Genomic DNA, 14,614 nt, shown 5'->3' with positions numbered 1-14,614 from the left:
ATGTCTACACCAGGGAGGCCGGCAGGTCGAAGTAGGCGCGGACCGCGGTCGCGCCGGGGCGGCTGTGGACGCGTACGAGGTCGGCGAGCAGGTTGACGATGAGCAGGCCGCGCGAGCCGGAGCGGCGGGCCTCGACGGGCAGGCGCCCGGCCAGCGGATCGGTGATGTGACCGCCGTCGGCGACCTCGCAGACCAGCCGCGCGTCCTCGATCCAGACCCTGATCAGGCCGGCGCCGCCGCCGTAGTCGAGGCTGTTGGCGCCGAGTTCGGCCACCACGAGCCGGATGTCGTCGAGCCGGTCGTCGCTGAAGCCCGCCGCCTCGGCCTGGCCGGCCGCCAGGGTGCGGGCGGCGGCCAGGTTGGTGTGGTCGAAGCGCAGCGAGACGCACGTGGCCGGCTCGGCGAGCGGCTGGTTGTGCCGCGCGACGACCTCGTCGGGCGCGTAGCTGGAACTGGCCCACTCGCCGGAGGCGTCGCGCAGCACCGGGTGGGTGCGCTCGGCCTCGCGCAGCACCTCGGGCGTCAGCCCCGCCAGGTCGTACGGGCACAGGATCGTGACGCGCCGCCCCGTGAACGACAGGTTGATCAGCGCCTCGTGCTGGGCGCAGGCCGGGTATTCGGTCGCCGAGCGGCCGGGCCAGATCGGCTCGCCGATGATCCGCACGTGCTCGCCGGGATGCCGGTCGGCGACGGCCCGCAGCACGGCCGGGATGATCCGCCCCGGGTTGCGGCCCGCCACGCCCATGTCGAGCAGGGTCACCCGGGCCGCGTCGGCGCCCAGCCCCGCCTCGATCTTGGCGAGGTTCGCGGCGGGCACGGCCACCGCCACGGGCTCCCCGGCCGCCAGCCCCTCGCGGACGAAAGCCGTGGTGGCAGCCACATATTCCGGGTCACCTCGATAGAAGAGGGCCGGATGCACGAAAGGGTCCGCCGACATCAGGCACACGGTACCTCCGCATGAGGACTCTTAGACAATCAAATGGGTATTTACGGGGCGTGAAGCGACTTCAGCTCGTGCGCAGGCCCCTGCGGGGGCGCCGGTACTCCCACCTCGATCTGCGAACCCCTTCGGGGCGACGCCTCCCGTTCTGACCGCCGCGAACCTATGCTCGGGACATGTCGGAAATGCACATGCGGGTCTCCGACGAGGACCGGGAGCGCACGGCGGAGCAGCTCCGGCACGCCTTCGTCGAGGGCCGCCTGACGCGTCCCGAGCTGGAGGACCGGCTCGGGCTGGCGCTCGCCGCCAGGACCTACGGCGACCTGCTCGGGCTGATCACCGATCTGCCCGCCCCGGCGCCCCCGGCCGACGACGTGGTCGAGCTGGAGTCCAAGAGCGGGCACGTGCGCCGGTCGGGTGACTGGGCCGTCCCGCGGCGGCTGCGGATCTCCTCCCAGTACGGCGGCGTCGACCTCGACCTGTCCCAGGCCGTCATCCCGCACCCCGTCGTCGACCTCGAACTCGACCTCACGTACGGCTCCGCCAGGATCACCGTGCCCGAGGGCGCCGTGGTGAACGTGGACGCCTTCCGGACCGACTGGGGTCAGATCGCCGTCGGCGACGTGCCGGGCAGGCAGCGGCCCGGCGCCCTCTACCTGGTGGTCGGCGGCCGGGCCAACTACGGCGGCCTGCGGGTGCGCTATCCGCGCAAACGCTGGTTCACCCACTGATGGAAGGCCGAGATGTGGTGCTCGCTCGGCACCAGCACGCCGCCCGCCCGGTAGGCGCGTGACGCCATGCCGAGCTGGGTCCGCTCGCAGGCGTCGAAGTCCTGCTCGTTGACCCGGTGGAACAGCTCGACCGACGGCGTCAGGTCGGTCCCCGAGGCCACCACGTCGGGGTGGTAGAGCCAGTCGCACTCGACGACCGTGCGGTCGGCGGCCATGGGGAACATCCGGTGCAGGATCACGTGGTCGGGCACCAGGTTGACGAACACCTGCGGCTTGACGGTGATCGCGTAGTAGCGGCGGTCCTGCTCCGGGGCCACGTCGGGGAGCCGGCCGAAGCCCGCGCCGCCGTCCACGGTGAAGCCCTGGACGCGCTCGGCGAACTCGGCGCCGTGGCCCACGTAGTACTGGGCGGCGTACCCGCCGGCGAACTCGGGCAGCACGGCCACCAGCTCGGGGTGGATCGTGGCGCAGTGGTAGCACTCCATGAAGTTCTCGACGACCAGCTTCCAGTTGGCCTTGACGTCGTAGACCACCCGGCGGCCCAGGGCCAGCCGGTCGACGTGGTAGTTCTCGATGGCGGCCGGGTCGCCCAGGCGTTCGGTGGCCGCGTAGGTGACGGTGTCCTCGAACGACGGCGGCTCGTCGGCCAGGCAGACCCAGGCGTACCCGAGCCATTCGCGCAGGCTCACCGGGACCAGGCCGTACTCGACGCGGTCGATGTCGGGCATCTTCGCCAGGTTGGGGGCGGCGGCCAGCCTGCCGTCCAGGTCGTAGGACCAGGCGTGGTAGGCGCACCTGATGGTCCGTCTGACCTCGCCCCGCTCCTCCACGCACAGCCGCGCGCCGCGGTGGCGGCAGACGTTGAGGAAGGCGCGCAGCAGCCCGTCGCGCCCGCGGACCACGAGCACGCTCTCCGTGCCCACCTGGACGGTCCGGAACGCCCCCGGTTTCGGCAGGTCGCCGGCGCGCACGGCGCAGAACCACATTGCCTCGAAGATCTTGGCCTGTTCCGCGGCGAACAGGTCGGGGTCGGTGTAGGAGCGGCCGGGAAGCGTGGAGATCAAGCTCGACGTGGTGGTCAACCGACACCCCTTGTTGCGCATTACGCACCGAGTTGCTCTATATGCGACATCGTCTGGCGGCCCTCACAGGCTGTCAAGAGGCAGGCGCCGAACCTTCACGTGCTGTTGCACGGCTTTACGCCCACCTGACGGCCGGAATGTTAGCGGCGTGCAAGCGGAGATCAACCAGAGATCGCTAATGTCCTCCTCGTACGGAAAACCAACGAAGGGCACCAAAAATGACTCCCCCTCGCCGACTCGCCCTCGCAGTCGCGACGATCTCCCTTGCCGCTCTGTCCACCGCGTGCGGTGTCGGCCAGGCCGTTGACTGCAACACCGCCGTCAACGAGCTCTCGAAGATCACCACCGAGTGGAGCGGCGCCATCACGAAGAACGCCACGGACGCCTCGGCCGTCGGCGACGCCTCCAAGGCCGCCGCCGCCAAGACCAAGGAGCTCGCCGGCAAGTACGACGGCGACGTCGCGGCCGCCCTGAACGACTTCGCCGCCGGCTTCGAGAGCCTGCAGAGCGGTGACATCAGCAAGACGACCGAGTTCAGCGGCAAGATGAGCGGCTTCACCTCGAAGATCACCGCCGCCTGCTCCTGACCGGTCCGCGGTCGCCGCACCGCCTGCGGGGGGCAGGCCGGCGCGGTGACCGCCTCATCCGGTCCGCCGGTACGGGGTACGGACAGGACCGGATGATCCCCTTACGCTTGCTGCCGTGACCGACGAAACGGTGATCGCACGGCCTCCGGCAGGCACCGCACTCCCCGCCAGAGTGCTCTTCCGCCACCGCGTGCGGGTCGGCGCGATCGCGCTGCTCGCCGCGGTGGCGTACGCCGTTCTCGGGCTGGTCAAGCTGGCCACCTTCCGGGCGACCACGTTCGACCTGGTGATCGTGGACCAGGCGGTGCGCAACTACGCCCGCCTCCGGCCGCCGTACGTGCCGGTGCTCGGCGTCTTCCACGAGCGCGGCACGGACTACCTCCAGCTCGCCGACCACTTCTCCCCGATCTACGCGCTGCTCGCGCCCCTCTACTGGCTGCACGACGGGCCCGAGACGCTCATCGTGGCCCAGGCGCTGCTGTTCGCGGGGGCGATCCCGTTCCTGTGGCTGTTCACCCGCCGGGTGCTGGGCGTCGGGCCGGCCTATCTGGTCGCCGTGGCGTACGCGCTGTCGTGGCCGATCGCCCAGGCCGTCGCCTTCGACGCGCACGAGGTGATGTTCGTCCCGCTGCTCACCGCGATCATGATCGAGCGCTACCACGCCGGACGGGTGCTGCCGGCGTTCCTGGCGATGCTCGGGCTCCTGCTCGTCAAGGAGGACATGGGGCTGCTGGTGATCGGGGCGGGGCTGTACCTGTTCGTCGTCGGCGACCGCCTGCGCGGCGTCGTGTGCGCGCTGGCCGGCGCGGGGGCCGTCGTGCTCGTCCGGGGCCTGCTGATCACCTCCTTCGGCGGCGACAGCAAAGACTTCTGGGCCTACGGCCACCTCGGCCCCGACGCGCCCGCCGCGCTGCTGGCGATGCTGCGCGACCCGCTCGCCGCCCTTCTGCTGCCCTTCAGCGACGAGGCCAAGGTCGACACCCTGTTCCTGCTGGCCTGGCCGACGTTGCTGCTGTGCCTGCTGTCGCCGCTGTCGCTGGCGGCGCTGCCGCACGTGCTCGAACGCCTGCTGTCCGACCGTCCCCAGTGGTGGCAGGCCGACTTCCAGTACAGCGCGTTCACCGTCATGATCCTGTTCTGCGCCGGCGTGGACGGCCTGGCCAGGCTGCTGCGCTGGACCGGGCGCGCCGACCGGCAGGGGCTCAAGCTGGCCTGGGCGGCCGCGGCCTGCGCCGTCGCCGTCACCCTGGTGCCCAGGTTCGCGCTCGACCAGCTCTACCATCCCGCCTTCTACAAGGAGGACAAGGCCGCCGCCGCGGCCGAGGCGGTGAGCAGGGTGCCGTCGGGGGTGACGGTCGAGGCGGTCAACTCCGTGGGCCCGGCGCTGTCCTCGCGCACCACCGTCCTGCTGTGGAGCGCGGCCCCGCGCGGCGCGCCGTGGATCGTGGCCGACACCGCCCGCTGGGAGTTCCCCTTCGGCTCCGCCGACGACCAGCGCAACCGGGTCGAGCAGCTCCAGACCGAGGGCTACACGAAGGTGTTCGAACGCGACGGGTACGTCGTTCTCCGGCGGAACTGACCGCATCGGCCCGATGCCGCACAATGTCGGCATGGAGATGATCGTGCTCACCGGCGCTGCCGGCATGGTGGGCGGTGCCGTACGCGAGCGGCTCCGCCGGTCCGCCACCAGGCTCGTCCTGGCCGACCGGGTGCCCATGGAGGCCGGGCCGGGCGAGGAGGCCGTCCGCACCGACCTGTCGGACCTGGCCGAGACCGTGGCGCTGGTCAAGGGCGCCGACGCGATCGTGCACCTGGCCGGGGTGCCGGACGAGGCACCCCTGCCCGACCTGCTCGACGGCAACGTGCTGACCACCCACCGCGTGCTGGAGGCGGCCCGGCTGGCCGGCGTGCCGCGCGTGGTGCTGGCCGGCAGCAACCGCCTGACCGGCATGTACCCGGCCACCGCCACGATCTCCCCCGACCTGCCGCCGCGCCCCGACGGCCTGTACGGCGTCAGCAAGGCCGCCGTCGAGGCACTCGGCCGCCTGTACGCCGACAAGTTCGGCCTCGAAGTGGTCTGCCTGCGCATCGGCAGCCTGGAGCCCGAGCCGCAGGACGTCCGCCACCTGGCGACCTGGCTGAGCCCGCGCGACTGCGCCGGGTTCGTGCACGCCGCCGTCACCACGCCCGGCCTGCGCTTCCTGGCCGCCTACGCCGTCTCGGCCAACACCCGCCGCTTCTGGCTGCTCTCCCCCGAGCTCGGCTACGAGCCCGAGGACGACGCCGAGTCGTACGCCGCCCGCGTGACCGGCACGCCGGCCGCCTTCTTCACCGACGACACCCCGCAGGGCGGCGACTTCGCCGCGCCGGAGTACACGCTGCGCAGGGGCGGGCTGGCCTAACGCGCGATCGCCTGCTCGTAGGCCCGGTCGAACCCCTCCAGCACCCCGGCCCACGAGCCCGCGACGGGCGGCGTCGAGCGGTTGTGGGCGGCGATCTCCCGGCGCAGCCCCGCGTCGGAGCACAGCCGGGCCACCGCCCCGGCCAGGTCATCCAGGGTGCGGCCGAGCAGCCCCTCGGTGCCGTCCTTGACGAAGTCGGCGACGCCGCTCTGGGCCCTGGCCACCACCGGCACGCCGGCCGCCCGCGCCTCCAGCGCCGCGATGCCGAACGACTCCCTGGGAGCCGGGGCCACGAAGACGTCGGCCGACTCCAGCAGCTTGGCGATCTGCTCCCGCGAGTAGCGGCCGGGCAGCGACACCCAGCCGGTCATGCCGTGCTCGGCCAGGAAACGTTCCATGCGGGCGCGCGCGGGGCCGTCGCCGACGATCGTGGCGCGCATCGGGATCGCGGCGGGCACCCGCGCCCGCGCGGCCCGCAGCAGCCTGAGCAGCCGTACGGGCTGCTTGCGCGGCGCCAGCCGGCCGACGGCCACCACGTGCACCTCCGCCCGCTCGTCCGGCACGCCGGGGGCGGGCGCCCAGCCCGACAGGTCGAGGCCGTTGGAGACCACCCGCACCGGCACGCCGGGCCCGGCCACCGCCCTGATCGGCGCCGCCGCCGCGGTGCTCACCGTGGTGGCCACCAGCCCCCACCGCTGCCAGCCGAACGCCAGCCGCAGCAGCCGGTAGAGCGCCCGCGTGACCGGGTCCCACATGCTGTGCACGGTGACCACGCACGGCACCCCCGCCCGCCGCGCCGCCCGCACCCCCATCCAGGCGAACGGCGAGACCGCGCCGGTGTGCACGTGCACCACGTCGGGCCGGACGACGGAGATGCCCCGAGTGAGATGCCCCACTCCGAACGGATGGACCGGCAGGTCGAACGGCATCCTGGCGACGACCCTGCGCACGCCCGGCAGCGCCTCGCCCCTGGTCGCCGTGGCCACGACCACGTCGTGCCCGGCCTCGCGCTGCGCCCGCACCAGGTCGGCCACCTGGACCTCGATCCCCCCGAGTCTCGGCAGGTAACAGTCACTCACGTGAAAGATCCGCACCCCTCCCAGACTAATCTGGGCGTGTGCCTCCACGTACCGCGGTCTTCTTCCACGCCCATCCCGACGACGAGGCCCTGCTCACGGCGGGCACCATGGCGATGCTCGCGGCCGAGGGCCACCGCGTGGTGCTCGTGGTCGCCACCGCCGGCGAGCGCGGCCTGGCCGAGATCGGCCCCGGCGAGGAGCTGCGCGAGACCAGGCTCAAGGAGCTCTACGAGTCGGCCGCGCTGCTCGGCTGCGCCCGCGTCGAGTGCCTGGGCTACGGCGACTCCGGGCTGAGCCCGAAGGGCGGCGTCGCCGAGGAGCGGCCCGACAACGCCTTCATCGACGCCGACACCGAGGCGGCGGCCAGGGCCCTCGCGGCGATCCTGGAGGAGGAGAAGGCCGAGCTGCTGTCGATCTACGACCCGGCCGGCGGCTACGGGCACCCCGACCACGTGCAGGTCCACCGGGTGGGCAAGCGGGCGGCGCAGATCGCCGGCACGCCGATCGTCCTGGAGGCGACGGTCAACCGCGACCCGCTGGTGCGGCTGCTGCGCATGGCGGGCCGGGTGTACAAGTTCCCGCCGGAGTTCGACGTGCGCACGTTCGAGAGCGCGTACTCGGCGAGCGACACGATCACCCACCGGGTCAACGTCCGCCGCTACGCCCGGCAGAAGCGCGCCTCGATGGCCGCGCACGCGTCCCAGGCCAGCGGCGGCGACAGCGACCGCACCCTCGCCGTCATGCTGAAGGTCCCCGGCCCGCTCTACCGTCTGGTCTTCGGCACCGAGTGGTTCGTACGCCGCGACCTGCCGCCCGGCACTCGTCTCACTCACCCTTTCGACCCATGGCCGAAGTAGCACCTGAGGGTGACGTGCCGGCTCCGGCGACCCGTCAGACTGGTGGGCGATGAAGAACAAGCCGCTCCAGATCACCCTGTCCGTCCTGTCGCTCGGGCTGGCCGTGCTGCTCGTGGTCTACCTGCCGCAGATCGTGCACGCGCTCACCGGCAAGCCGGTCTCCTGGCGCGAGATCGGCGCGGTCTTCGGGGCGCTCAGCTTCGGCCAGATCGCCCTGATGACGGCCCTGTGGCTGCTGAGCCTGCTGGCGTACACGTTCGTGCTGACCAACTCGCTGCCGGGGCTGAACAACCTCCAGGGCCTGGCGCTCAACGCGGCGGGCAGCGCGGTCAGCAACCTGCTGCCGTTCGGCGGCGCGGTCGGGGTGGCGCTGTCGTTCGCCATGACCAGGGGCTGGGGCTTCGCCAACCGGCCCATCGTGGTGATGACGCTGGTCAGCGGCATCTGGAACACGTTGTTCAGGTTCATCCTGCCGGCCGTGGGCATCATCGCGCTGCTCATGGCGGGCGAGGTGCTCGACCCGGCGTTCGTCCGGGCGGGCTGGACGGGCGCGATCTCCATCCTGGCGCTGTGCCTGGTCGTGGCGGTCGCCCTCTACTGGGACCGGGCCGCCGCCGTGCTCGGCCGGGCGCTCGACGGGCTCACCCGGCTGCTGCGCCTGAAGGTGCACGCCTCCGAGGCCTTCCACCGGCTGCGCGCCGACACCACGGAGGTCGTCCGCACGCGCGCGCTCGGCCTGTCGCTCGGCATGGTGTTCTTCCTGGGCTTCCAGTGGGCGATCATGGCGGCCTGCATGACGGCCACCGGCGCCTGGCCGGGCCTGGCCCAGTCGATCGCGGTCTTCGCGCTGTCCCGCGTGCTCACCAGCGCCGTCATCACGCCCAGCGGGGCCGGGATCATGGAGAGCGGGGTCGCCGCGATGCTGATCACGTTCGGCGTGCCCGGCACTCCGGCCGTCGCGACAGCACTACTTTTCGGCTTCTGGACTTACACTATCGAGATCCCGTTCGGCGGTCTCGCGCTCGGCGCGTGGGCGCTCCTGCGCAGGCGCAACGGCCGGAACGCCGCCGCGGAACCCCCGTCCGCGATCTCGAAGGCCCCGCAGTGACAATCCCAAAGCCATCAAAGACCTTGTGCGCCCTTCGGAAGCCCGCATAGCGTGGCGGCTGACATGGTGGCGTTCCGGGTTCTGGGGCCAGTCGAGGCGTACGAACACGACGACGAACTCGACCTCGGCGGGTTGCGGCAGCGGGCCGTCCTCGCCCGACTTCTCGTGGCCAGAGGTCAGGTCGTGCCGGTTGACACGCTTCTTTACGACCTGTGGGACGACGACGCCGCCAAGGGCGCCCAGTCGGGCCTGCAGGTCTACATCTCCCGCCTGCGCAGGGTGCTCGAACCGGGCCGGCCACGCGGCGGCCCCAACCGCCTGCTGGTGACCGTCGCCTCCGGCTACGCGCTGCGCGTGGCCGCCGAGCAGGTCGACGCGCTGCGCTTCGAGCAGCTGGTCAGGGCGGCGGGCGAGCACCTCGAAGAGGGCGACCCGCAGTCCGCCCGCGGCCGCCTGGAGAAGGCGCTGGGGCTGTGGCGCGGCACCCCCTACTCCGACTTCGCCGACCAGCCCTGGGCGGAGGCCGAGGTCAACCGGCTGGCCGAGCTGCGCCTGGTGGCCCGCGAGCGGCACGCCGACACCGGCCTGCGGCTGGCCCTGCACGCCGAGACCGTCCCCGACCTGGAGGCGCTGACCACCGAGCACCCGCTGCGCGAGGAGGGCTGGCGGCTGCTGGCGCTGGGCCTCTACCGCTGCGGCAGGCAGGGCGACGCGCTGGCCGCGCTGCGCAGGGCCAGGAACATGCTGGCCGACGAGCTGGGCATCGACCCCGGGCCCGCGCTGCGCAAGCTGGAGTCCGACATCCTGGCCCAGGCCCCCGAGCTGGAGCTGGCCGCGCCGCCGCGGCCCGCCAGGCCCGCCCCGGTCACCGACACCTGGCCGCCCCGGCCGGCCGCCGCGCACGTCGAGCCGCCGCCGCTGGAGCCCGAGCCGTTCGTCGGCCGCGACGCCGAGCTGGCCAGGCTGACCACGGCCGCCTCGCGCACCGGCCGCTTCCAGGTCGCGATCGTGACCGGCGTCGCGGGCGCGGGCAAGACCACGCTGCTGCGCCAGCTCGACGGCAGGCTCGGCGCCGACGGCTGGATCACCGCCTCCGGCGCCTGCCCCGACTCCAGCGCGACCCCGCCGGGCTGGGCCTGGGTGGAGATCCTGCGCTCGCTGATCGGCGCCACCGGCGCCGGCGAATACGCCCAGCTCCTGGCCCCGCTGCTCGACGACACCGCCCCCGACCCCGACGAGGACGAGGTCTCGGGCGGCTTCCGCCTGCACCGCGCGGTCGGCGGCTACCTCGCCGGCGTGGCCCGCCGGGCGCCGGTGCTGCTCACGCTGGAGGACCTCCACTGGGCCGACGACCAGACGCTGGCCCTGCTGCGCGCGCTGCCGAGCCTGCTGGCCACCAGCCGCGTGCTGCTGGTCGTGACGTGCCGGGAGAGCGAGCTCGACGACCGCCAGTCCGACGTGCTGGCCGCCCTGGCCCGGCTTGAGCCGCTGCGCGTGGGCCTGTCGGGCCTCGACCCCAAGGCCGTGGCCGAGCTGGTCAAGGCCACCTGCGTCCGCGAGATCGACGAGGACGCGGTCGAGTCCATCGTCGAGCGAACCGGCGGCAACCCGTTCTTCGTGCGCGAGACCGTCCGGCTGCTCGACGCCGAGGGCGCGGCCGACCGGGCCAGCGCCACGCAGGTGCTCTCGCGGGTGCCCTCGGGCGTGCGCGACGTGCTGCGGCGGCGCATCTCGCGGCTGCCCGCGGGCGCCCAGCAGATCCTGCTCCAGGCCGCGGTGATCGGCCGCGACGTCGACCTCGACGTGCTGGTCACGGTCGCCGGCGACGAAGACGCGGTGATCGAGGCGGTCGAGGCCGCGCTGCTGGCCGGGCTGGTGACCGAGCCGGGGCCTGGGCTGCTGCGCTTCGACCACGACCTGGTGCGCGACACGATCTACTCCGACGCCTCCCGCCTGCGCCGCACCCGCCTGCACGCCGCGGTCGCCGCGGTGATCGAGCAGCGCACGTCCTCCGACGTGGCGGCGCTGGCCCACCACTACTTCCTGGCCGACGCGGCCGAGAAGGCCGTCCACTACGCGGGCCTGGCGGCCGAGCAGGCCGAGCGGCGCTTCGCCCACCGCGAGGCGGCCACCCTGTGGGAGCAGGCCATCGCGGCCTTCGACCGCGGCGGTCCGCGCCAGGACGGCAAGGGCCGCGAGTCCGAGCCGGAGCGCGCCAAGGAGCGGCTGCGGCTGATGCTGCGGCAGATCAAGGCGCTGGCGTTGTGCGGCGACATGACGGCGGCCAGGCTGCTGCGCCGCCAGGCCATGGACGCCGCGCTGCCGCTGGGCGATCTGGAGATCACCGCCAAGGTGGCCGCGTCGCTGGCGGTGCCGCACAAGGGCATGGCCCGCGACTTCACCCGTACCGCGTGGGAGATCGTCGACGTCACCGAGAAGGCGCTCATGGAGCTGCCGGCGGGCGAGCAACGCCTGCGGGCGAGCCTGCTCACCACGCTGGCGCTGGAGCTGGAGGGCTCCTCCGCGCCCGAGCGCGGGCGGCAGGCGTCGCTGGAGGCGCTGGAGCTGGCCAGGCAGAGCGGCGACCCGACGCTGATCGCGGCGGCGTTGAGCGGCCGGCTGCGCCAGTCCTACGACATCCCGGCCGTCGACACCCGCGAGGGCATCGGCAGGGAGCTGCTGGAGGTCGCCCAGCGCTCGGGCCAGATGGCCACGCAGGCCCTGGCCCACCTGGTGCTGCTGGAGTGCGCGGCGGCCAGGGGCGAGTTCGCCGCCGCCGACGAGCACGCCGCCGCCGCCGACCGCCTGGCCAAGCAGTACGACCTGTCGGCTCCGGCCGCCGTCGTCGTCTGGTACGCCGGTCAGCGCATGATGATCGCCGGCGACTACGCGGGCGCCGAACGCACCTACCGCGAGGCCGCCAGGATGACCGCGCGGGCCGGCATGCTCGAAGGCCGCCAGGACCTCCCGCTGATCACCGCGTTCTGCCTGCACCTGGTCGACGGCCGGGCGGCCGAGACCGTCGAGTTGCTGGCGCCGGCCCACCAGCGCGGCGCCAAGTGGACGCTCGACGCCTACGCCCTCGCCCTGGCCTCGGCCGGGCACCTCAACGACGCCAGGGCCGTGGCCGCCACCCGCCCGCCCGTCCGCCCCGACTTCCTCTACGAGCTGGTGATGACCTGGCGGGCCCTGGCGGGCATGCTGCTCGACGACCGCGAGCGCATGGTCGACTGCTACGACAAGCTCAAGCCGTTCGCCGACCGGGTGGCCGGCGCGGGCACGGGCGTCGTGGCGTTGTGGCCGGTGGCGCTGACCCTGGGCGACCTGGCCATCCGGCTGGGCCAGCCCGACGCGGCGCGCGAGCACTACGAGAAGGCTCTTGAGGTGGCCCAGCGGGTGGGCGTGCCGCGCTGGGTGGAGGCGGCGCGCCGCTCGGTCAGCAGCTCACCTGGAAACGCTCACTCGTGACGGTCCCGCCGGGCCGGGCGATCAGCTCGACCCGGTACCAGCCGGCGTTGCCGGAGATCTGCGGCCGCCACTCCACGTTCCGGCTGCCGCCGGCGAACCCGGAGTGGTCCGCCAGGTAGGTGCGCCACGTCCCGGTCGCCGGGCTCCAGCGCGACAACCGCCAGCGGTACAGGACGGTCGTGCCGGGCCGCGGGTTGACCAGCAGGCCGCGGGCCAGGAACGACCTGCCGCAGCCGGGGGCGTCGTCGGTCAGGGCGCTGAGGGCGATCTCGCCCGCCCGCGCGGGGACGCTCTGCCGGGCCGGGGCGGTGATGGGCAGCTCGCGGGCCGAGAGGGTGACGGTCCGCACCGGCTCGGCGGCCGACCCGGCGCTGCTGTAGGCGGAGAAGCCGACGTAGGCGCTGGTGAAGGCGAGCGCGGCCACGAAGAGCTTGACCGCGTTGGCGGTACCGCCGGCCAGGACCACCGCACTTCTCGACGACATGATCAACACCCCTTTTGCTCAGTTCAGGTATAGGGCGGGAGGGTTGAGGGGTGGTTGTCGGCTACTTGCAGCCGGTGACCTGGCCTTGCAAGCTGATGTGGCGGAACGTCTCTTCCTTGACTAAGGTAAGGCTGACCTAAGCGTTGGAGTGGGGGTGAGCGGGCTGATGTGGCATGCGGCTGCCGCCCTCCCCGATCCTGCCCGGCCGTTCTGGTTCGGGCTGCCGTACTGGCTGGTGGGGGCCGTTCTCATCCTCGCGCTGTTCGGCGCGTTCCAGGTCTACTACTGGGTCGGCCGCAAGCTCGGCGAGAAGCTCTACGAGTCCAAGGTCGGCGTGCGGCTCGGCCGCGAGCGCATCGCGCGGATCGAGGGCGTCGTCGAGAAGTGGGGCGCGCTGGCCGTCTACGGCTGCTTCTGGGTGCCCATGCTGCGGCACACGCTGCCGTGGGTGGCGGGCGCGCTGCGGGTGTCCTATCCCTGGTACGTGGTGGCGAGCGCGCTCGGCTGCCTGACCTGGGCGCCCATCTGGTGGTTCGGGCTCACGGCGCTGGTGTGGGGCTGGCTGCAACTGGCCGCCCGCTCGCCCGTCAGCGCGCTGGTCCTGCTGCTCGCGGTCGCGGCCGGCGTGGCCTGGTTCTTCGTCCGCCGCCGGCGCAAGGCCCTGGCCTCGTCCTAGACGGTGGGCGGGGCCTGGTCGTCGATGGCGGCGTCGGGGGCGTTCCTGCGCACGGTCTCGATGCCGTTGACGCAGGCGGCCTTGCTCGGATAGCCCTCGCCCACGGCCAGCGTCTGCCCGTTGTTCGCGACGAGCGCGAAACGGAACGTGCCCCGCTCGTCCTGACTGATGATGAATCTGCCTGCCACGGCCTCGTCTCCCCGCAGATGTCGGATCTATCAAGCATTTACCCCCAACTGAGGGCCACTTACGGCCGAGTTTCGCAAACCAACCCTTGATCTCCTGCGAACATGTCTGGCATGCGTATTGGGGGTTTCATCGGCTCTGCCGTACTCGCGTTGGTTGTGGGGATCTCTTACCCGGCGTCCGCCGCACGGGCCGCCGACGTCCCGACCGTGAAAGCGGGGGCGGCATATGTAGTGGACTCGGACGGAACGATCCACTTCGCGAAGCGGGAGACCCGGCGGGTGCCGGTCGCCAGCCTGGTCAAGGTGATGACGGCCTACGTCGTCCTGCGCGAGGGACGCCTGAACGAGCCGATCACCGTCACCGCCGCGGACACGAAGCACGCGACCAGCAACGGCGCGACCACGGCCGGCCTGCGGAAGGGCGAGCGCCTCACGGCCAGGGACCTGCTGTACGGCCTCATGCTCCCCTCGGGCGCCGACGCCGCCAACGCCCTGGCCAGGGAGTACGGGCCGGGCAAGACCGCGTTCGTGGCCAAGATGAACCGGGCCGCGCGCTCGCTCGGCCTCGGCGACACCCGCTACACCAACCCCGACGGACTGCCCACGCCGGGCAACGGCGGCTACTCGACCGCCGTGGACCAGGTCAAGCTGGCACAGCGGGCGATGGCCGACCCGGTCTTCCGCACGGTGGTGGGCAGCAAGGTGTACAAGGTCGCCAAGTCGGCCCTGCACGGGGCGCACACCTGGCGCAACTCCAACAAGCTGCTCGGCCGTTCCGCGGACGTCGTGGGCGTGAAGACCGGGTACACGAACGCGGCGCAGTACTGCCTGCTGTTCGCGGGCGACCGCGGCGGCCGGCGCGTGTTCGGCGTCCTGCTCCACGACGGGGACGAGCGCCGCTTCAGCACCGCCGAGCAGCTGCTGGACTTCGCGGGCGAGCAGATCGCCGGCGGCTGACCCCGAAGACCGAGACCTGCGGGAGATCAGCCGAAGGTGAGGCGGCCGGAGATCG

The 14,614-nt window shown here is 72.7% G+C and carries 14 protein-coding genes; 9 read left to right on the top strand and 5 right to left on the bottom strand.

Translation table 11 applies throughout. From position 1 onward, the window contains the following. Positions 1-4: 4 nt before the first annotated feature. The gene (locus AB0J76_RS33525) at positions 5-937 is read right to left on the bottom strand and encodes a sensor histidine kinase (RefSeq protein WP_352327176.1); all 933 of its coding nucleotides are present in this window, start codon (positions 935-937) and stop codon (positions 5-7) included. Between the two features lie 179 nt (positions 938-1,116). Here AB0J76_RS33525 and AB0J76_RS33520 point away from each other — a divergent pair, with 179 nt between their 5' ends. Beyond that, on the top strand, positions 1,117-1,671 hold the full coding sequence (locus AB0J76_RS33520) for a DUF1707 domain-containing protein (protein WP_364391683.1): 555 nt from the start codon (positions 1,117-1,119) through the stop codon (positions 1,669-1,671). On the opposite strand, the gene AB0J76_RS33515 is transcribed toward AB0J76_RS33520, so the two are convergent. Further along, on the bottom strand, positions 1,641-2,774 hold the full coding sequence (locus tag AB0J76_RS33515) for an aromatic ring-hydroxylating dioxygenase subunit alpha (RefSeq protein WP_364391680.1): 1,134 nt from the start codon (positions 2,772-2,774) through the stop codon (positions 1,641-1,643). The two genes, AB0J76_RS33520 and AB0J76_RS33515, sit on opposite strands and share 31 nt — an antisense overlap. A 197-nt stretch (positions 2,775-2,971) precedes the next feature. On the opposite strand from AB0J76_RS33515, the gene AB0J76_RS33510 reads away from it, so the two are divergent. From AB0J76_RS33510 to AB0J76_RS33500, 3 genes are all read left to right on the top strand, one after another. After that, positions 2,972-3,340, top strand: coding sequence for a hypothetical protein (locus AB0J76_RS33510; protein ID WP_352327040.1), 369 nt, complete (start codon positions 2,972-2,974; stop codon positions 3,338-3,340). 115 nt (positions 3,341-3,455) lie between these two features. Further along, positions 3,456-4,919, top strand: coding sequence for a DUF2079 domain-containing protein (locus tag AB0J76_RS33505; protein WP_352327041.1), 1,464 nt, complete (start codon positions 3,456-3,458; stop codon positions 4,917-4,919). Between the two features lie 31 nt (positions 4,920-4,950). Further along, positions 4,951-5,742 (top strand): NAD(P)-dependent oxidoreductase, encoded by a 792-nt coding sequence (locus tag AB0J76_RS33500; RefSeq protein WP_352327042.1) that lies wholly within the window; start codon positions 4,951-4,953, stop codon positions 5,740-5,742. Here the strand turns inward: AB0J76_RS33500 and AB0J76_RS33495 are convergent. Next, entirely contained in the window at positions 5,739-6,821 is a 1,083-nt protein-coding gene (locus tag AB0J76_RS33495; RefSeq protein ID WP_352327043.1) for a glycosyltransferase, read from the bottom strand. The two genes, AB0J76_RS33500 and AB0J76_RS33495, sit on opposite strands and share 4 nt — an antisense overlap. Positions 6,822-6,859: 38 nt before the next feature. Here AB0J76_RS33495 and AB0J76_RS33490 point away from each other — a divergent pair, with 38 nt between their 5' ends. The 3 genes from AB0J76_RS33490 (at position 6,860) to AB0J76_RS33480 (ending at position 12,254) form a co-directional block, all read left to right on the top strand. Continuing rightward, positions 6,860-7,678, top strand: coding sequence for a PIG-L family deacetylase (locus AB0J76_RS33490; protein ID WP_352327044.1), 819 nt, complete (start codon positions 6,860-6,862; stop codon positions 7,676-7,678). 49 nt (positions 7,679-7,727) lie between these two features. After that, on the top strand, positions 7,728-8,786 hold the full coding sequence (locus tag AB0J76_RS33485; RefSeq protein ID WP_352327045.1) for a lysylphosphatidylglycerol synthase transmembrane domain-containing protein: 1,059 nt from the start codon (positions 7,728-7,730) through the stop codon (positions 8,784-8,786). 63 nt (positions 8,787-8,849) lie between these two features. After that, complete coding sequence (locus tag AB0J76_RS33480; RefSeq protein WP_352327046.1) at positions 8,850-12,254, top strand: BTAD domain-containing putative transcriptional regulator; 3,405 nt, start codon at positions 8,850-8,852, stop codon at positions 12,252-12,254. Here AB0J76_RS33480 and AB0J76_RS33475 read toward each other — a convergent pair. Continuing rightward, positions 12,223-12,738: a hypothetical protein gene (locus tag AB0J76_RS33475; RefSeq protein WP_352327047.1), complete on the bottom strand. Its 516-nt coding sequence runs from the start codon at positions 12,736-12,738 to the stop codon at positions 12,223-12,225. The genes AB0J76_RS33480 and AB0J76_RS33475 overlap by 32 nt on opposite strands. 154 nt (positions 12,739-12,892) lie before the next feature. Here AB0J76_RS33475 and AB0J76_RS33470 point away from each other — a divergent pair, with 154 nt between their 5' ends. After that, entirely contained in the window at positions 12,893-13,414 is a 522-nt protein-coding gene (locus tag AB0J76_RS33470) for a VTT domain-containing protein (protein WP_352327048.1), read from the top strand. Here the strand turns inward: AB0J76_RS33470 and AB0J76_RS33465 are convergent. Then, a complete protein-coding gene (locus AB0J76_RS33465; protein ID WP_352327049.1) occupies positions 13,411-13,602 on the bottom strand; it encodes a DUF1508 domain-containing protein in 192 nt (63 codons plus the stop codon). The genes AB0J76_RS33470 and AB0J76_RS33465 overlap by 4 nt on opposite strands. A gap of 102 nt (positions 13,603-13,704) precedes the next feature. Here AB0J76_RS33465 and AB0J76_RS33460 point away from each other — a divergent pair, with 102 nt between their 5' ends. Next, positions 13,705-14,559: a serine hydrolase gene (locus AB0J76_RS33460; protein ID WP_364391671.1), complete on the top strand. Its 855-nt coding sequence runs from the start codon at positions 13,705-13,707 to the stop codon at positions 14,557-14,559. Positions 14,560-14,614: the final 55 nt, after the last annotated feature.

Origin of the sequence: Nonomuraea sp. NPDC049624 (assembly GCF_040675255.1) — a bacterium.
Lineage (GTDB): Bacteria > Actinomycetota > Actinomycetes > Streptosporangiales > Streptosporangiaceae > Nonomuraea.
Note: the sequence above shows the minus strand (reverse complement) of the source record. Positions and strands in the feature narration are given on the sequence as shown.

Coding starts and splice junctions, on each gene's coding strand:
- AB0J76_RS33525 (WP_352327176.1), bottom strand. CDS start 937: ATGTCGGCGGACCCTTTCGTGCATCCGGCCCTCTTCTATCGAGGTGAC.
- AB0J76_RS33520 (WP_364391683.1), top strand. CDS start 1,117: ATGTCGGAAATGCACATGCGGGTCTCCGACGAGGACCGGGAGCGCACG.
- AB0J76_RS33515 (WP_364391680.1), bottom strand. CDS start 2,774: ATGCGCAACAAGGGGTGTCGGTTGACCACCACGTCGAGCTTGATCTCC.
- AB0J76_RS33510 (WP_352327040.1), top strand. CDS start 2,972: ATGACTCCCCCTCGCCGACTCGCCCTCGCAGTCGCGACGATCTCCCTT.
- AB0J76_RS33500 (WP_352327042.1), top strand. CDS start 4,951: ATGGAGATGATCGTGCTCACCGGCGCTGCCGGCATGGTGGGCGGTGCC.
- AB0J76_RS33485 (WP_352327045.1), top strand. CDS start 7,728: ATGAAGAACAAGCCGCTCCAGATCACCCTGTCCGTCCTGTCGCTCGGG.
- AB0J76_RS33480 (WP_352327046.1), top strand. CDS start 8,850: ATGGTGGCGTTCCGGGTTCTGGGGCCAGTCGAGGCGTACGAACACGAC.
- AB0J76_RS33475 (WP_352327047.1), bottom strand. CDS start 12,738: ATGTCGTCGAGAAGTGCGGTGGTCCTGGCCGGCGGTACCGCCAACGCG.
- AB0J76_RS33460 (WP_364391671.1), top strand. CDS start 13,705: ATGTCTGGCATGCGTATTGGGGGTTTCATCGGCTCTGCCGTACTCGCG.